The following is a 17,526-nucleotide window of genomic DNA, read 5'->3' as shown; positions in this document are numbered from 1 at the left end:
GATCCGGAGGACGTGAGGAGTGGCGCAGACGGGAGCGGCACAGGGCCATGGGCAGGTTGACCAGAAGCTTCATGGGCGCAACCTGTCCAGCAAGTACAAGCCGATAACGGCGGCGCGGTCCTCATGAACCTCATGAGGCATGGCGGGGAGTGAGCGGGGTAGCGAGAGCCGAGCGTCGACGGAGCAACCACGGCCACTGTGCAGGGGCGCGGGCGCTGGTCTGTCGAATCCGTGATACGGGCTCAGGGGGTACATCGCCGGGTGATCTCGCTGTCGAGTTCGTGGTGATTATTCTTGATATGAACCGGGCGCTGGAGGGGGCGGATCAAGGGGCCGCTGCCTCATGGCGGACCAATACTGCAAGAATCCGCCAGCCAATGTAAGGGGGGGGAAGGGGCACTGGGCCCTGGCGAGGGTCCTTCAAGCACGGGCAGAGGTGCGTGCTAGAGCGGTTCATCCTTGCCGACAGAAGTGTCTGATTTTTTTTACAGCGCTTCAGTAGACACCGGGCAGCAGGCGCCAGCTGCGGGCGCAATAGTCTTCATATGCCTGGCCGAAATGATCCAGCAACAGGGCCTCCTCGGCATGAATGCGCGCGATCAGCGCAGCGCCGCCAGCAGCAGTCCCAGCCCCGAGCGAAAGGCCAGGGCCCAGCCCACGGCGTTCACCAGCAAGCCCAGGTAGCTGGGGTTGCGCAGGTGGCGATAGAGGCCGTCCACCACCAACTGGTGGCCGGGCTGGATCGCCACCAAGCCACTGAAGCGTCGGCCGAGGATGAACACCGGCCACAGGCGCAGCACACCGCCGAGGATGAACAGCAAGGCGCCGAGCCAGCGCAGGCCTTCACCGCCAAAGGTCCAGAAGCCGACGCGGTCGCTGTAGGCCGGGACCAAGCCGCTCAACAGACCAATCACCGCGAACACTGGCAGCACCCAGCGGTTGCCCTGATCTTCCCGCACGCCACTGCTCAGGTTGACCTCGCTGGACAGCGAAGCGACCACCATCAGCAGGGTGGCGAAGGTGATCAGAGTCAACTGCGGATGGCCGAAGAAGGCCGCGAAGCCGCCTATGCCCCAGATCGCCAGGCCGAGGTAGGCGAGGGCGCCGAGAAGGCTGGAGATGGCCAGTCGGGGGGAGATTTTCATGGGGGCGCCAGGCTGCTATCGGAGAGGTCTCCATAGTGTAGGAGTCACCTGCAGGCCTGTGCAGGTCAATGCCCTGAGGCGGGTTTCCCTCAGCCATGAAAAAGGGACGAGTTTGTTGCCAGACTCGTCCCTTTCTACTCGCTAGCTCAACGGCTTGAAGATCTCAGCGGTTCAACCGAACAGGGCAAATGCATCACTGTTGGCCGGCAGGTTGATCAACTTTCCATCAGCGGTCTGGATCTGCTCGATGGTGTCGTAACCGGCGAACCAGTCCTTCAGGCGCACGCCCTCCTGTGGCGTCTGGCCACTCGCAAAGCGTGACTGGTGCAGGTAGAGATCATCGCCGACGCGGTCTGCCAGCAAGTCGTTGCTGTAAAGGGTTGACAGCACCAACTTGTCGCCACGGCTGACACCGTCGTCCTGAATGGTGACCAATGCCCGCGTATCGATCGTGTAGGTATCGTCACCCTCGCCACCATTGGCCCAGCCACTGGCGCGCAAGACCAGCTTGTCATCACCAGCCCCGCCGAACAGGGAAAAGCCCAGGCCGGTGCCCGTCAGCAGGTCGTTGCCTTCACCACCGTCGGCCATGCCGTGCACAACGGTGATGACATCGCCCCCCGCTTCACCGTAGGCCCGGCTGCCCTGGTCGTTGCTTGCAGTGACAATGGTGTCGTTGCCATTACCGCCATACAAGGTATCGGCCTGCGGCCCGTTGGTCAGGCCATCGAGGCTGAAAGGTCCGATATCCGATACCAGTCCGCCGTACAGATAATCGTTGCCGTCACCACCATAGAGGACGTCATCGCCCAGACCGCCTTCCAGATAATTGACGCTGGCATCACCTGTCAGGCTGTCGTTGAAGTGACTGCCCACCACACGTTCGATGTTGCGCAGCACATCACCCTCGGCATCGCCACCCTGGTTCAGGTTGGTCTGCAGATTGATCGTGACGCCTGTGGTGCTGGTGATATACCAGACGCTGTCCTGGCCTTCACGACCATCAATGACATCCGCACCGGCGCCACCAATGAAAATGTCACTCAAGCGCGAGCCCGACAGGGTGTCGTTGAAGTTGCTGCCCTGAAAAATCTCGATGTTGGTGTAGGTGTCACCCTGCGCATCTCCGGTATTGACTCCGCTGGACAGATCGATAGTCACGGCACTGTCCGACAGCTCGTAGCTGACCAGATCCTGCCCGGCAGCACCGTCCAGCCCCATGGCCGAGGTTGCCCCATAGAAGATGTCATTCAGGTTGGAGCCCCTGATCGCTTCGATATCGGTATAGGTATCTCCGGCCGCTATGCCGGAATGCAAGCCGGTCTTGAGGTTGATGGTCATGCTCACTTTGCTATCGAGGTAGCCCACCGTGTCGTAACCAGCGCCGCCGAGGAACTGGTCGGCTCCCGCGCCACCGTACAGCGTGTCGTTGCCCGAGCCGCCGGTGATGATGTTGTCGAGATCGTTACCCCAGCCGGTGAAGGCGCCACTGCCGATAAAGGTCAGGCGCTCGATATTGGCTGCCATGTAGGTATGGCTTGGGTTTACCACAGTCACACGCATTTCATCGTCGCCACCACCGGCCTGTTCGACAATGGTCGGCGTGATTCCGTTGCTGATGTAATAGATATCGTCACCCGCGCCGCCTTCCAGGCGGATGGCGGTAGCGGTGTGGTCCCGGCCGGAGGTGAGGATGTCGTTGAATGCCGAACCGATGACGTTCTCGATGCTGGTCAGGGTCGTGCCTTCGGCATCTCCGCCCTTGCCGGCCGGGCCAGTACCGAAACGTACTTCAACGTTCACCCCGGCAGACGAGGTCGAGTAGTCGACGGTGTCGACACCGGCCCCTCCGTCGAAGTGCATGCCCAGGCCGTTGCCGACAAAGGTGTCGTTGTAGCTCGAGCCCTTGATCGTCTCGATATCGGTGTAGGTGTCGCCTGCGGCAATGCCGGTGTTCACACCGGTCTTGAGATTGATCGTCACGCCGGACTTGCTGTCGGTGTAACCGGCGATATCCAGGCCCGCGCCGCCGAAGAACTGATCAGCCCCCGCGCCACCGTACAGCGTGTCGTTACCCGAACCGCCGGTGATGATGTTGTCGCTGTCGTTGCCGTAACCGATAAAGTCCTGGCTGCCGATATAAGTCATGCGCTCGACGTTCGCGGCGAGGATGGTGCCGCTTGGATTGATTACCGACACCCGCACTTCATCGTTACCGCCACCGACCTGTTCGACGATGGTCGGTGTGATTCCGTTGCTGATGTAATAGATATCGTCACCCGCGCCGCCTTCCAGGCGGATGGCGGTAGCGGTGTGATCCCGGCCGGAGGTGAGGATATCGTTGAATGCCGAACCGATAACGTTCTCGATACTGGTCAGGGTCGTGCCTTCGGCATCTCCGCCCTTGCCGGCCGGGCCAGTACCAAAGCGGACTTCAACGTTCACCCCGGCAGACGAGGTCGAGTAGTCGACGGTGTCGACACCGGCGCCACCGTCGAAATGCATGCCCAGGCCGTTGCCGACAAAGGTGTCGTTGTAGTTCGAGCCTCTGATCGTCTCGATGTCGGTGTAGGTGTCGCCTGCGGCAATGCCGGTGTTCACACCGGTCTTGAGATTGATTGTCACGCCGGACTTGCTGTCGGTGTAACCGGCGATATCCAGGCCCGCGCCGCCGAAGAACTGATCAGCCCCCGCGCCACCGTACAGCGTGTCGTTACCTGAACCGCCGGTGATGATGTTGTCGCTGTCGTTGCCATAACCGATAAAGTCCTGGCTGCCGATATAAGTCATGCGCTCGACGTTGGCCGCCAGAGTGGTGCCGCCCGGATAGGTCACTGTCACCCGCACTTCGTCATTGCCGCCGCCGGCCTGTTCGACAATGGTCGGTCGGGCACCGCTGTTGATGTAGTAGATATCGTCACCCGCGCCGCCTTCCAGGCGGATGGCGGTGGCGCTAGCATCCGGACCCGAGATGAGGATGTCATTGAAGGCCGTACCGATGACGTTCTCGATGCTGGTCAGGGTCGTGCCTTCGGCATCTCCACCCTTGCCAGCCGGGCCGGTGCCGAGGCGTACTTCAACGTTCACACCGGCAGACGAGGTCGAGTAGTCGACGGTGTCGACACCGGCGCCACCGTCGAAATGCATGCCCAGGCCGTTGCCGACAAAGGTGTCGTTGTAGTTCGAGCCTCTGATCGTCTCGATGTCGGTGTAGGTGTCGCCTGCGGCAATGCCGGTGTTCACACCGGTCTTGAGATTGATTGTCACGCCGGACTTGCTGTCGGTGTAACCGGCAATGTCCAGGCCCGTGCCGCCGAAGAACTGATCGGCCCCCGCGCCACCGTACAGCGTGTCGTCGCCCGAGCCACCGGTGATGATGTTGTCGCTGTCGTTGCCGTAGCCGATGAAGTTCTTGTTACCGATGAAGGTCAGGCGCTCGACGTTGGCCGCCAGGATGGTGCCGGTTGGATAGACCACCGAGACCCGCACTTCGTCATTGCCGCCACCGGCTTGCTCGCCGATGGTCGGTTGAGCGCCGCTGTTGATGTAGTAGATATCGTCACCCGCGCCGCCTTCCAGGCGGATGGCGGTGGCGCTAGCATCCGGACCCGAGGTGAGGATGTCATTGAAGGCCGAACCGATGACGTTCTCGATGCCGGTCAGGGTGCTGCCTTCGGCATCTCCGCCCTTGCCGGCCGGGCCCGTACCGAGGCGTACTTCCACGTTCACCCCGGCAGGTGAGGCCGAGTAGTCGATCGTGTCGAAACCGGCGCCGCCATCGATCTTGTCTGCTCCCGGACTACTCTTGATTACGTCATTGCCGCCCAGGGCGTTGATTTCGTCATACCCCGCGGTACCTGTCAGCGTGTCAGCACCGTTTGTTCCGTTGATAATTGCCATTGCATCTTCCTTGCTTTGATGTTGAACCAGATACCCTGAGAAAACGTGCTCGCAGCCAATAGTCGAGACGGAAATCGCTTCCATCGATTTCGGCCGCGACGCGCCAAACGTGAAGATAAAAATCAATAACTTATTACGCAGATGATCAAGCTGAGATGATCTTCGTCAGATTCCCCACCAGAAAATCGATAAACACCCGAGTCTTCTGCGGCACCCGCCGCGCCGAGGGGTAGACCACGTTGACGCTGATGGGCGGCGCCTGCCATTCACACAGCACCGGCACCAGGCGTCCGGCCGCCAGGGCCTCTTCGACGATGAAATCCGGCAGCAGGGCGATACCCATGCCGGCCTCGGCGGCCTGGGCCAGCAGGTCGCCGTTGTTGGCGTGCAGCGGCCCGGTGACGTGCACCCGCTGGGTGTCGCTGCCGTTGCTCAGTTGCAGGCTGACGCCGCTTTGCAGGTAGCCGTAGTTGAGGCACTGGTGGCTGCTGAGGTCCTTGGGCTGTAGGGGAGTGCCGGCTCGGGCCAGGTAGGCGGGGGAGGCCACCATGATCCGCGGTGCCGGCGCCAGCTGCCGGGCCACCATCGACGAATCCGGCAGGCTGGCGATGCGCAGGGTGACATCGAAACCGCCGCGCACCGGGTCCACCTGCTGGTCGCTGAGCACCAGTTGCAACTCGATCAGCGGGTGCTGTTCATGGAACAGCGGCACCAGCGGCCCGAGCCGGCGCAGGCCGAAGGACATCGGCGCATTGACCCGCAACACCCCGCGCAGTTCGGCGACGCCGTCCCGGGCCCGTTGTTCGGCCTCGTCCAGGGCTGCCAGTACCTCCCGGGCGTTTTCGTAGTACTCGGCGCCGGCCTCGGTCAGGTGCAGGCTGCGGGTGGTGCGCTGCAGCAGTTGCACGCCGATGGCCTCTTCCAGGGCCTGGATCTGTTTACTGACCTTGGAGCGGGGCACATCCATGGCCCGGGCGGCGGCGGCAAAGCCGTTCTCATCAACGGTGACGACAAAAGCGCGCATGCATTCGATACGGTCCATGATTGTCCCTGATTTGGAATCAATGATTCCCGATTTTAGGGAATTGTTCCGTTTTCGACCAGGGCCTAAATTAGCCACCAAGCCGGACGCAAAGAGGCGCAAGCAGCGCCATCAGCCGGTCATGTTCGACCCTCATTCTCTGACTGCAAAAGGAACGCGCCATGTCCATTCGTGAATTGCTCAACCCAGCCAACTCCGCCCTGATCCTCATCGACCACCAGCCGCAGATGGCCTTCGGCGTGCAATCGATCGATCGCCAGACCCTGAAGAACAACACCGTGGCCCTGGCCAAGGCGGCCAAGATCTTCAACGTGCCGAGCATCCTCACCTCGGTGGAAACCGAGAGCTTCAGCGGCTACATCTGGCCGGAACTGCTGGCGGTGTTTCCCGGCCAGCAACCCATCGAACGCACGTCGATGAACTCCTGGGAGGACCGCAAACTGGTGGAAGCGGTGAAGGCCACCGGGCGCAAGAAGCTGGTGATGGCCGCGCTGTGGACCGAAGTCTGCCTGACCTTCCCGGCCCTGGAAGCCCTGGCCGAAGGCTATGAGGTGTACATCGTCACCGACGCCTCCGGCGGCACCAGCCAGGAAGCCCACGACATGGCCGTGCAGCGGATGATCCAGGCCGGCGCGGTGCCGGTGACCTGGCAGCAGGTGTTGCTGGAGTACCAGCGTGATTGGGCGCACAAGGACACCTACGAGGCGGTCATGGGCCTGGTGCTGGAGCACAGCGGCGCCTACGGCATGGGCGTGGACTACGCCTACAGCATGGTGCACAAGGCGCCGCAACGTCAGCTGTAGGAGCCGGCTTGCCGGCGAAAAAGCCAGGATCTGATGTGCCGGACGCCGTCGGTGTCCGGTGTTTATCTCTCGAACATAAGGACATTTGACATGAGCACCTTCATCACCCGCGACGGCACCGAACTCTATTACAAGGACTGGGGCAGCGGTCAGCCCGTGGTCTTCAGCCACGGCTGGCCCCTGAGCGCCGACAGCTGGGAATCGCAGATGCTGTTCCTGGCCGATCACGGCTACCGCGTCATCGCCCATGACCGACGCGGCCACGGTCGCTCCAGCCAGCCCTGGCACGGCAACGACATGGACACCTACGCCGATGACCTGGCGCAGTTGATCGAGCATCTGGATCTGCGTGAGGCGGTGCTCCTGGGGTTCTCCACCGGCGGTGGCGAAGTGGCGCGCTACATCGGCCGCCATGGAACCGAACGCGTGGCCAAGGCCGGGCTGATCTCGGCGGTGCCGCCGCTGATGCTCAAGACCGAAGCCAACCCCGGGGGCCTGCCGCTGGAAGTGTTCGACGGCATTCGCGCTGGCGCCCTGGCCGATCGTTCGCAGCTGTACAAGGACATCGCCAGCGGCCCGTTCTTCGGCTTCAACCGTCCGGGGGCCAAGGTGTCCCAGGGCATGATCGACAGCTTCTGGCTGCAGGGCATGCAGGCCGGGCACAAGAATGCCTACGACTGCATCAAGGCCTTTTCCGAAACCGACTTCACGCAAGACTTGAAGCGTTTCGATATTCCGACCCTGGTGGTGCATGGCGACGATGATCAGATCGTGCCCATCGACGCCGCAGGCCGGGCTTCGGCCAAGCTGATCGCCAACGCCCGGCTGCTGGTCTATCCCGGTGCGCCCCACGGTCTGACCGACACCCACAAGGAGCGGCTCAACCACGATCTGCTGACGTTCATCCAGCAACCTTGAGCTTAACTGTGACGCGCGGGTGCAGCGCTGCTGCGCCTGGCGCGATCTCCTTCCGGACGCTGGAGCCCTCTGATGAATATCGAACTCACCGACGGTGTCGTGACCTTGCTGGTGCGCCACCGGATCAAGCAGGGCCAGGACCAGGCCTATGAAATCTGGCTGCGGCAGATCATCGCCAAGGCCCGCAGCTACCCGGGGCACCTGGGCATCGACGTGGTCCGTGGCCACAGCGGCGGCCTCGGGCTGTTCACCAGCGTGCTGCGCTTTGCCAGCACCGAGCAGTTGCAGAACTGGCTGGACTCCGCCGACCGCCGCGAGCTGGTGCAACAGGCCCAGCACCTGCTGGCCGACGGCGACCAGACCGAAATCAACGCCGACCGCGAATTCTGGTTCACCCCTCAGGACGGCGCTGCGCCAACCCCGCCACCGCGCTGGAAACAGGCCTGCGTGACCTTCCTGGTGATTTTACCGCTGAGCTTCCTGGTGCCGCAGTTGTGGAAGCCGGTGTTTGCTCAACTGCCCTGGCTTGGCGGCTATGTGCCGGCCACGGTGCTGATCACCCTGAGCATCGTGCTGCTGGTGGTCTACGTCTTCATGCCCCGGGTCACGCGCTTGTTCAGCCGCTGGCTGCAACCGCGCAGCGCGGCCTGATTCCCTCATTCCTTTGTTCGGAGCAATGCCATGCAAGCCAATGCAATTGCCGACCTGATTCTGTTCAATGGCCGCCTGCACACCGTGGACCGGGCCAAGCCCCAAGCCAGCGCGGTGGCGATCAAGGACGGACGCTTCATCGCCGTGGGCAACGACGCCCAGGCCATGGCCCTGCGTGGTGCGTCAACCCAGGTCATCGACCTGATGGGGCGCACGGTGATCCCCGGGCTCAACGACTCGCACCTGCACCTGATCCGCGGCGGACTCAACTACAACCTGGAACTGCGCTGGGAAGGCGTGCCGTCCCTGGCCGATGCCCTGCGCCTGCTCAAGGAACAGGCCCTGCGCACCCCGGCGCCGCAGTGGGTGCGAGTGGTGGGCGGCTGGAACGAATTCCAGTTCGCCGAGAAGCGCATGCCGACCCTGGAGGAACTGAACCAGGCGGCGCCGGACACCCCGGTGTTCGTCCTGCACCTGTATGACCGGGCCTTGCTCAACCGCGCCGCGCTGCGGGTGGTGGGCTACGACCGCAACACGCCGAACCCGCCCGGTGGCGAGATTGTCCGCGACGGCAATGGCAACCCCACGGGCATGCTGATCGCCCGGCCCAACGCGATGATTCTGTATTCGACCCTGGCCAAGGGGCCCAAGCTGCCGCTGGAATACCAAGTCAACTCGACCCGCCAGTTCATGCGTGAGCTCAACCGTCTCGGGGTCACCAGCGCGATCGACGCCGGTGGCGGTTTCCAGAACTACCCGGACGACTACCAGGTGATCAACGAACTGGCGGCCAAGCAGCAATTGACCGTGCGCATCGCCTACAACCTGTTCACCCAGAAGCCCAAGGAAGAGCTGGCGGACTTCAAGCACTGGACCTCCAGTGTCCGCTACGGCCAGGGCGACGACTTCCTGCGGCACAACGGGGCAGGGGAGATGCTGGTGTTCTCCGCCGCCGACTTCGAGGACTTCCTCGAACCGCGTCCCGACTTGCCGCAGACCATGGAGCAGGAGCTGGAACCGGTGGTACGCCACCTGGTGGAGCAGCGCTGGCCGTTCCGCCTGCACGCCACCTACGACGAATCCATCTCGCGGATGCTCGACGTCTTCGAAAAGGTTGATCGCGACATTCCCTTCAACGGCTTGCCGTGGTTCTTCGATCATGCGGAAACCATCAGCCCGAAAAACATCGAGCGGGTCAGGGCCCTGGGCGGTGGTATCGCGATCCAGGACCGCATGGCTTTCCAGGGCGAATACTTCGTCGAACGCTACGGCGCCAAGGCCGCCGAGATGACCCCGCCGATCCAGCGCATGCTCGCCGAAGGCATTCCGGTGGGTGCCGGCACCGACGCCACCCGGGTGTCCAGCTACAACCCCTGGACTTCGCTGTACTGGATGGTCAGCGGCCGCACGGTTGGCGGCCTGGAGCTGTATCCCCAGGGCTTGAGCCGCGACACCGCGCTGGAACTCTACACCCACGGCAGTGCCTGGTTCTCCTCGGAACAGGGCAAGAAGGGCCAGATCAAGGTCGGCCAGCTGGCGGACCTGGTAGCCCTGTCGGCGGACTACTTCAGCGTCGAGGAAGAGGCGATCAAGTGGATCGAACCCCTGCTGACCCTGGTGGACGGCAGGGTGGTTCACGCGGCTGGCGACTTCGAAAACCTGGCCCCGCCGAGCCTGCCGGTAACCCCGGACTGGTCACCGGTGGCCAAGGTGCCAGGGCATTGGAAACCCAACGCACCCTTGCAGAATCAGGTGCACCAGTGCAGCGGACCCTGCGCGGTGCATGCCCACGGACACCAGAAGGCACGCATGTCGAATGTGCCGGTGAGTGACTTCCAGGGGTTCTGGGGGGCGTTTGGGTGTTCGTGCTTTGCGTTCTGAGCAGTAGGAGCCGGCTTGCCGGCGAAGTCGTCCTGAAGGTCAGTTTCGCTGGCAAGTTGGAATGAATAAAAAGGGCGCCCTTCAAGAGCGCCCTTTTTTATGTTGCAGCCACTAGTTATATATTAATTAACGTATTGACCGCACTACTCAGCAAAACCGATCAATAACCCGAACTTCCGATTTGTCCCGCAGCGACTGCCATTCGGTTTTCAGGGTTTCCAGTACCCGGCCGATGAAGTCCTTGTCGGCGGCGGCTTTCTTGCCGACGTAGCCCTGGCCGCGGCGGTACATCTTCAGGCGGGCCGCCAGCTCCCGGTTGTTCTGGTCGAACTCTGCTTCATGGCTATGGGGCGACAGGCAGTCGATGTGCACTTGGCCCGACTTGGCAATCCACAGGATGTGGCTGTCGTGGCTGTCTTTCTGTGCGGCGAACATGCGTGCCAATTCATCAATAGTGGGTTGGTTATTAAGATTCATTTGTAGCCCCCTTGACCATTTGTCGATCTATCTAAGTTGATTCGCTAATTCATCTTGCTACGTCGGTAAGTTGAACCCTGATACCGGAAACAGGGCGACAGAGGGTGTCTGTCGGATACAGATAAGGCCCAGAGCCTGATGCGTGTAGTTGCCTTGATTAACTGCTACGCAATAGCGTCACAACGAAGAGAAGCAGCGTAAACCTGGATGAAGCTGCCGACATTCCCACCATCGGCCACAAGCATCTTGAAGAGTTTTCGCCGGCTTCCAGTCCTTGTTCTGGACGATCAATGCCAGGTCAGTTTCATCAATCTGCCTTGTGGGCAGTACACATCCGGGTCACAGCTCGGCGGTCAGACGAGCTTGCTCATAACACCTTTGCCTCGTCCCCCGATCGGGGAGACGTCTGCATAATGCAAGGGCGAAATCTTCGCGTCAACGGTTTTGTAGTGAATATTTTCAAGCACTACATATTGTCTGACAAAAGCGGCAAAGCCATCATCCAGACACCCCATCGCCGATCGGGGCAGGTAGAATCGGCGCCTTGAAACGGCTCTGAGGTTGCAGTGGTGGATGTACAACAAGGCTTCGTCCTGACCCGGCACTGGCGCGATACGCCGGCGGGCACGGAAGTCGAATTCTGGCTGGCCACCGACCAGGGCCCGCAGCGGATCCGCTTGCCGTTGCAGACTTCCGTGGCCTTTGTTCCGGCGGTGCAGCGTCCTCAGGCCGAACGCTTGCTGGCGGACGACCCGGACGTCGAGCTGCGCCCCCTGCAACTGCGGGACTTCCACCAACGCCCGGTACTGGGCCTGTACTGCCCGCAGCACAATCAGCTGATGCGCCTGGACAAGACCCTGCGCCGCGCCGGCGTCGAGGTGTTCGAGGCCGATATCCGCCCCCCCGAGCGCTACCTGATGGAGCGTTTCATCACCGCCCCGGTTTCTTTCGGCGGCCTGCCCGGGCCCGACGGCCTGTTGCTGGAAGCGCAGATGAAACCGGAGCCGGACTATCGGCCAACCCTCAAGCTGGTGTCCCTGGACATCGAAACCAGCGAGCGCGGCGAGCTCTATTCCATCGCCCTGGAAGGCTGCGGCCAGCGCCAGGTGTACATGCTCGGCAAGGCCCGGGAAGACGACAGCCCGGTGGATTTCGACCTGCAGTTCTGCGCCAGCCGCGAGCAGTTGCTGGAGCAACTCAACCGCTGGCTGGCCGAGCACGACCCCGACGCGATCATCGGCTGGAACCTGGTGCAGTTCGACCTGCGGGTGCTCCACGAACATGCCCGGCGCCTGGCGGTGCCGCTGCGCCTGGGGCGGGGCGGCGAGGAAATGCAGTGGCGCGAGCATGGCAGTCGTACCCACTATTTCGCCTCGGCCGCCGGCCGCTTGATCATCGACGGCATCGAGGCTCTGCGGTCGGCGACCTGGAGCTTTCCCTCCTTCAGCCTGGAAAACGTCGCCCAGACGCTGCTGGGGGAGGGTAAGTCGATCGACAACCCCTACCAGCGCATGGACGAAATCAACCGCATGTTCGCCGAGGACAAGCCGGCCCTGGCCCGCTACAACCTCAAGGACTGCGAGCTGGTAACGCGGATCTTCGCCAAGACCGAGTTGCTGACCTTCCTCCTGGAACGGGCCACGGTCACCGGCCTGCCCGCCGACCGCAGCGGCGGTTCGGTGGCGGCCTTCACCCACCTGTATATGCCGCTGATGCATCGCCAGGGCTTTGTCGCGCCCAATCTGGGCGAGCTGCCGCCCCAGGCCAGCCCCGGCGGCTTTGTCATGGATTCACGGCCCGGGCTCTACGAATCGGTGCTGGTGCTGGATTACAAGAGCCTGTATCCGTCGATCATCCGCAGTTTCCTGATCGACCCGGTGGGGCTGGTGGAAGGCCTGCGCCAGCCGGACGAGGAGCATTCGGTGGCGGGCTTTCGCGGCGCGCGCTTCTCCCGTACCCGGCACTGCCTGCCCGCGATCGTGACCCGGGTCGCCGAGGGCCGTGAGGTGGCCAAGCGCGAGCACAATGCGCCACTGTCTCAGGCCTTGAAGATCATCATGAACGCCTTCTACGGGGTGCTCGGCTCCAGCGGCTGTCGCTTCTTCGACCCGCGCCTGGCCTCATCCATCACCCTGCGTGGCCACGAGATCATGGCCCGCACCCGGCAGTTGATCGAAGCCCAGGGCCATCAGGTGATCTATGGCGACACCGACTCCACCTTCGTCTGGCTCGGCAGCCTGCATGACGAGGCGCAGGCGGCGCTGATCGGCCGGGCCCTGGTGGCCCACGTCAATCAGTGGTGGCGCGAGCATCTGCAGCAGGAGTACGGCCTGGAAAGCGCCTTGGAGCTGCAGTTCGAAACCCACTACAAACGCTTTCTGATGCCCACCATCCGCGGCGCCGAGGAGGGCAGCAAGAAGCGCTACGCCGGCCTGGTGCAGCGCGCCGATGGCAGCCAGGAGATGGTCTACAAGGGCCTGGAAACCGTGCGCACCGACTGGTCGCCCCTGGCCCGGGAATTTCAGCAGGAGCTGTACCGACGGATCTTCCACCGCCAGCCCTATCAGGGGTATGTGCGCGATTACGTGCAACGCACCCTGGCCGGGCAATTGGACGACCTGCTGATCTACCGCAAGCGCCTGCGCCGCCCGCTGGATGACTACGAGCGCAACGTGCCGCCCCATGTCCGCGCCGCGCGCCTGGCCGATGACTATAACCGCGCGCAGGGCCGGCCGTTGCAATACCAGAACGGCGGCTGGATCAGCTACGTGATCACCCTGGCCGGCCCTGAACCCCTGGAAAACCGCCGCGCCGCCATCGACTACGAGCACTACCTGACCCGGCAGCTGCAGCCGGTGGCAGACGCCATCCTGCCGTTCGTGCAGGAAGATTTCAGCACCCTGGTGGGTGGCCAGATGGGGCTGTTCTGAGGCGCCTCAATCGACCACGAACAGCTTGGCCCCCACGGTGCTGAACGAGCGGTGCGGTTCGGCGTTGTCCGCCACCTGGTAGCTCATGCCAGGGGTCAGCACGAAGCGCCGGCCGTCCTCCAGTTCAGTGTGCAACTCGCCTTCCAGGCACAGCAGGATGTGGCCCTTGGAGCACCAGTGGTCGGCCAGGTAGCCGGCGCTGTATTCCACCATGCGCACGCGAATCTCGCCGAACTGCCGGGTGCGCCAGAAGGCGCTGCCGGTTTCGCCGCGATGCTCGGTGGGTTCGATGCTGGACCAATCGGTGGTGGCGAAGGGGAGTGCGTTGATGTGCATGCTCGGCTCTTGAGGTTGAAGGAGAAAGGACTGAGGGCGACTCAATCGTCCACGGCTTCGCATAGACCGCTGGCGCCGTGCTTGTCGGTGTACTTCACGGTCACCGAATCGTCGTCCTCGACGTTGATGGCCAGGGTGATTTCCGCGGTCTTGACCTGGAAATGCCGGTCATCCACGGCGTTGCTCTTGACCACCTTGCCGTTGATGTAAATCGGCCCGCCCTGGTCGGCGCTGACCGCCAGATTGCCCGGGCAGGACACGTTGAACAGCGGAACGCCTTCGGCGTGGGCAGCGCCGCAAAAGATCATCAAAGTGCCCAGCAGCAGGATATTGCGCATCGCGGCCTCCTCATGGAACAGCGGCGGGGCAGGGCTTGGCGTGAGCATTTTCTGCCTCCGATTGCTGCTTAGCCTATCCGCTGTCGCAGCGGCGCGCGAGTGGAATATTGACCCCGGGCCAGAGCGCTTTCGGACGATTGTCGGACAAAAAAAACCGTGGACTGCAAGTTGACGAATGTGTCAGGTTTTCCGCGCCTCAACGGGCGAGTGACAGGACGATCTCGCAGGCGGGGTCGTGTCTGTTCTATCGGAAAATTTTTGTCTTGAACAAGGACGTAGCAATGTCAAAGACACTCTCGCAAATCAACGCAAACGCGATCCTTCCCGACGCAGCGGCCAGCAGTGCCTACCTGCAGGTCCAGACCTTCAGCCACCTGTATGACCGCGGTGGCAGCGCACTGGTGAACGGCAAGCCATCCTTCACCGCCGATCAGGCGGCGGATTCGATCCTGCGCAAGGGGCTGTCCTGGCACGACCAGAATGGCGACGGCAAGATCGACCTGACCTACAGCTTCTTCACAGAAAAACCGGCCAACTACAACCCGGCCCTGGGCAGCTTCAGCGAGTTCAGCGCGCTGCAGAAAGCCCAGGCGCTGTTGTCCCTGCAGTCCTGGTCGGACGTGGCCAACGTCACCTTCAGCGAGGCTGCCAAGGGCGGCGATGGCCACATGACCTTCGGCAACTACAACGTCAGCACCGGCGGCGCGGCCTTTGCCTACCTGCCATCCGGCGGCAGCTATGACGGCCAGTCCTGGTACCTGATCAACGACCAGTACCGGGTCAATGAAACCCCGGGCAATGGCATCTACGGCCGCCAGACCCTGACCCACGAGATCGGCCACACCCTGGGCCTGTCCCATCCGGGCGTGTACAACGCCGGCAACGGCAACCCCACCTACAAGGATGTCACCTACGCCCAGGACACCCGCGGCTACAGCCTGATGAGCTACTGGAGCGAGGGCAACACCGGGCAGAACTTCAGCAAGGACGGCAGTGGCGCCTACGCTTCGGCACCCCTGCTCGACGATATCGTGGCGGTGCAGAAACTCTATGGCGCCAACCATGAAACCCGCGCCGACGACACGGTGTACGGCTTCAACTCCAACACCGGGCGGGATTTCTACAGTGCCCACTCCAATGCCGACAAACTGGTGTTCGCGGTGTGGGACGGTGGCGGCAACGACACCCTGGACTTCTCCGGTTTCACCCAGAACCAGAAGATCAACCTCAACGAGGGTGGTTTCTCCGACGTGGGCGGCCTGGTGGGCAACGTTTCCATCGCCCACGGCGTGACCGTGGAAAACGCCATCGGCGGCTCGGGCAATGACCTGCTGATCGGCAACGCCGTGGCCAATATCCTGGAAGGCGGTGCCGGCAACGACATCCTCTACGGCGGTGGCGGCGGCGATACGCTGTGGGGCGGGGCAGGGGCCGATACCTTCGTGTTCGGCGCGGCCTCGGATTCGACCTTCGACGCGCCGGACTGGATCATGGATTTCGTCAGTGGCGAGGACAAGATCGACCTCAGCGGCCTGTTTGCCTCCACCGGCGCCACTCTGAACTTCGTCAGCGGCTTCACTGGCCACGCCGGCGACGCGATCCTCACCTACTTCGCCGAAACCAACCAGACCAGCCTGATGATCGACCTCACCGGCCATGGCGCGGTGGACTTCGCCGTGGGCACCGTGGGCCAGGCGGCCGTTACCGACATCATCGCCTGATCGATCGGAAACAGTGGAGCGGCGCGCGATGCGCCGCTTCCACATCACTCTTCCCCTATCCCCCCTTGTTCTCCCCGGTCCCGGGCAGGTTTGACCGAGGCAGGCATTGGCTGGCCACGGCGTTGCCGTCGATAGCCGTGGATGTCGAGCTGTTGCGCAGAGCAACGGATAGCGTTCCGGCAGGGGCCGTATCCAGGGCTTTTGCGTTCTTCCTGCACTTTGATTATCTTCGCCGCATGAATCTCCTGACTCCGAACATAGAACCGTTTTTCAGAGCTGCCGGATGGGTCCCTGGCAGGGCCGTTGTGGTTGATAGTCACGTACCCCGCGCACATCCGGCATTTCGCATCCTGCAAGCATTTGGCGAATTGACCGTAGGGCATATCGGTACGGGGGAGGAGTGTGCCTCTAGTGACATCGAGTTTGGCTGTCCGGCGTGCCCCGATGAACAAGTAGATGACTGGCAAGAAGCGCTGCGCACCGACTTTGTTTGCTTGGGTGATGTCCATCATGGTCATGGACAGCTCTGGCTGGACAGCCAAGGCCGTTTGTTCTTGAACGGATTGGTCGCGTCCATGATGCTTTTTGTTGGGCATGATTTTGCCCAAGGTATCGAGGCCCTGCTCAAAGGGTATCGATCACGCCCCATGCTGTTGCCATCGCAGGAGGACGTCATGGTGTGGGGAGAGCGTTTTCGAGCTGGCGATCCGCTTGTTCTAACGCCCAGCTTTTTCCACGCCCGCGCGCTCTGATGTGGGTGCTGGGCATCGCGCCCAGCCGCCGCAACAGTGTTTTCGCTACGTGGTAGCAGATCAGGCGGTGGACTTCGCGGGTACGACAGGCACTGCGTCCACGCCTGACAAATCACCGCTCCAGTACATTGCCTAGGCCACCTGGGCCGCGCGTTTCGACCCGGGTACGAAGAACCACGAATGGACCCTCAGCGTCACGCCGACGGCCCGCGGCAAGACCCCGTGGAACCTGGACCGTTCCGTCCGACGGTATCGCCTGACGCCGCGAAGGCGGCAGGCTGCAATCCATTCTGAGGGCTGTCGGTGGCGCGGCCCCGGGCGATCAGTCGCCACCCCCGCCGCCACCGACAGCCCCGCCCCCAGGGCGCCGCTGTCCGCCTGGGGCAGGCGGCCAAAGACCCAGCTCACCCCCCCCGGCGGCGCCGGCGGGCCGTCCGACCCCGCCGCGGACCAGGGTCGGCACCCTAACTCCCCCTGCAAGTCCCCCGCCGGCCCCAAAGGCCCGTCCCCCCCGGCCCCGGGCCTTGGCCTCCCCCCCCCCGGAGCCCCGCCATTACAGCGTGCCCTGCGTGTTTTCCACCGAGCAACTGCGCTACCCGAAACCGGACGGCAGCATCTGCCTGCAGAAGAGC

General features: G+C 62.8%; 12 protein-coding genes and 1 pseudogene. 7 read left to right on the top strand and 6 right to left on the bottom strand.

Annotation, left to right across the window (positions count from 1 at the left end; genetic code table 11):
* Positions 1-495: 495 nt before the first annotated feature.
* The 3 genes and pseudogenes from DNK59_RS23755 to DNK59_RS23745 all read right to left on the bottom strand — a co-directional run bounded on the left by DNK59_RS23755 (position 496) and on the right by DNK59_RS23745 (position 6,087).
* A pseudogene (locus DNK59_RS23755) lies at positions 496-1,145 on the bottom strand (isoprenylcysteine carboxylmethyltransferase family protein).
* A 171-nt stretch (positions 1,146-1,316) separates the two neighbouring features.
* Entirely contained in the window at positions 1,317-5,045 is a 3,729-nt protein-coding gene (locus tag DNK59_RS23750; protein ID WP_158288761.1) for a calcium-binding protein, read from the bottom strand.
* Between the two features lie 145 nt (positions 5,046-5,190).
* Positions 5,191-6,087: a LysR family transcriptional regulator gene (locus DNK59_RS23745; RefSeq protein WP_110724851.1), complete on the bottom strand. Its 897-nt coding sequence runs from the start codon at positions 6,085-6,087 to the stop codon at positions 5,191-5,193.
* 161 nt (positions 6,088-6,248) lie between these two features.
* Here DNK59_RS23745 and DNK59_RS23740 point away from each other — a divergent pair, with 161 nt between their 5' ends.
* The 4 genes from DNK59_RS23740 to DNK59_RS23725 all read left to right on the top strand — a co-directional run bounded on the left by DNK59_RS23740 (position 6,249) and on the right by DNK59_RS23725 (position 10,340).
* Positions 6,249-6,890, top strand: coding sequence for a hydrolase (locus DNK59_RS23740; protein ID WP_092315577.1), 642 nt, complete (start codon positions 6,249-6,251; stop codon positions 6,888-6,890).
* A gap of 90 nt (positions 6,891-6,980) precedes the next feature.
* Positions 6,981-7,808, top strand: coding sequence for an alpha/beta fold hydrolase (locus DNK59_RS23735; protein ID WP_110724850.1), 828 nt, complete (start codon positions 6,981-6,983; stop codon positions 7,806-7,808).
* Positions 7,809-7,880: 72 nt separating this feature from the next.
* Positions 7,881-8,459 (top strand): antibiotic biosynthesis monooxygenase, encoded by a 579-nt coding sequence (locus tag DNK59_RS23730; protein ID WP_110724849.1) that lies wholly within the window; start codon positions 7,881-7,883, stop codon positions 8,457-8,459.
* A gap of 30 nt (positions 8,460-8,489) precedes the next feature.
* Entirely contained in the window at positions 8,490-10,340 is a 1,851-nt protein-coding gene (locus tag DNK59_RS23725) for an amidohydrolase (protein ID WP_110724848.1), read from the top strand.
* Positions 10,341-10,487: 147 nt separating this feature from the next.
* Here the strand turns inward: DNK59_RS23725 and DNK59_RS23720 are convergent, their stop codons facing one another.
* Entirely contained in the window at positions 10,488-10,817 is a 330-nt protein-coding gene (locus tag DNK59_RS23720) for a hypothetical protein (protein WP_092315570.1), read from the bottom strand.
* A 569-nt stretch (positions 10,818-11,386) separates the two neighbouring features.
* Between DNK59_RS23720 and DNK59_RS23710 the strand changes: the two genes are divergently transcribed.
* Entirely contained in the window at positions 11,387-13,747 is a 2,361-nt protein-coding gene (locus tag DNK59_RS23710) for a DNA polymerase II (RefSeq protein WP_177431292.1), read from the top strand.
* Between the two features lie 6 nt (positions 13,748-13,753).
* On the opposite strand, the gene DNK59_RS23705 is transcribed toward DNK59_RS23710, so the two are convergent.
* Positions 13,754-14,083, bottom strand: coding sequence for a DHCW motif cupin fold protein (locus tag DNK59_RS23705; protein ID WP_092315566.1), 330 nt, complete (start codon positions 14,081-14,083; stop codon positions 13,754-13,756).
* A gap of 41 nt (positions 14,084-14,124) precedes the next feature.
* Positions 14,125-14,469: a hypothetical protein gene (locus DNK59_RS23700; RefSeq protein ID WP_256596612.1), complete on the bottom strand. Its 345-nt coding sequence runs from the start codon at positions 14,467-14,469 to the stop codon at positions 14,125-14,127.
* A 233-nt stretch (positions 14,470-14,702) separates the two neighbouring features.
* On the opposite strand from DNK59_RS23700, the gene DNK59_RS23695 reads away from it, so the two are divergent.
* Both DNK59_RS23695 and DNK59_RS23690 read left to right on the top strand, forming a co-directional pair.
* Complete coding sequence (locus DNK59_RS23695) at positions 14,703-16,142, top strand: serralysin family metalloprotease (RefSeq protein ID WP_110724845.1); 1,440 nt, start codon at positions 14,703-14,705, stop codon at positions 16,140-16,142.
* A 137-nt stretch (positions 16,143-16,279) separates the two neighbouring features.
* On the top strand, positions 16,280-16,894 hold the full coding sequence (locus tag DNK59_RS23690; protein ID WP_110724844.1) for an SUKH-3 domain-containing protein: 615 nt from the start codon (positions 16,280-16,282) through the stop codon (positions 16,892-16,894).
* Positions 16,895-17,526: the final 632 nt, after the last annotated feature.

The organism is Pseudomonas sp. TKO26, from assembly GCF_003225665.1.
In the GTDB taxonomy this organism is placed as follows: Bacteria; Pseudomonadota; Gammaproteobacteria; order Pseudomonadales; family Pseudomonadaceae; genus Aquipseudomonas; species Aquipseudomonas saponiphila.
This window is presented reverse-complemented; position numbering and strand designations above follow the sequence as displayed.

Excerpts from the sequence above, each read along its gene's own strand:
- DNK59_RS23725 (WP_110724848.1), top strand. The coding sequence starts at position 8,490 with ATGCAAGCCAATGCAATTGCCGACCTGATTCTGTTCAATGGCCGCCTG.
- DNK59_RS23745 (WP_110724851.1), bottom strand. The coding sequence starts at position 6,087 with ATGGACCGTATCGAATGCATGCGCGCTTTTGTCGTCACCGTTGATGAG.
- DNK59_RS23735 (WP_110724850.1), top strand. The coding sequence starts at position 6,981 with ATGAGCACCTTCATCACCCGCGACGGCACCGAACTCTATTACAAGGAC.
- DNK59_RS23720 (WP_092315570.1), bottom strand. The coding sequence starts at position 10,817 with ATGAATCTTAATAACCAACCCACTATTGATGAATTGGCACGCATGTTC.
- DNK59_RS23750 (WP_158288761.1), bottom strand. The coding sequence starts at position 5,045 with ATGGCAATTATCAACGGAACAAACGGTGCTGACACGCTGACAGGTACC.
- DNK59_RS23705 (WP_092315566.1), bottom strand. The coding sequence starts at position 14,083 with ATGCACATCAACGCACTCCCCTTCGCCACCACCGATTGGTCCAGCATC.
- DNK59_RS23740 (WP_092315577.1), top strand. The coding sequence starts at position 6,249 with ATGTCCATTCGTGAATTGCTCAACCCAGCCAACTCCGCCCTGATCCTC.
- DNK59_RS23700 (WP_256596612.1), bottom strand. The coding sequence starts at position 14,469 with ATGCTCACGCCAAGCCCTGCCCCGCCGCTGTTCCATGAGGAGGCCGCG.
- DNK59_RS23695 (WP_110724845.1), top strand. The coding sequence starts at position 14,703 with ATGTCAAAGACACTCTCGCAAATCAACGCAAACGCGATCCTTCCCGAC.
- DNK59_RS23730 (WP_110724849.1), top strand. The coding sequence starts at position 7,881 with ATGAATATCGAACTCACCGACGGTGTCGTGACCTTGCTGGTGCGCCAC.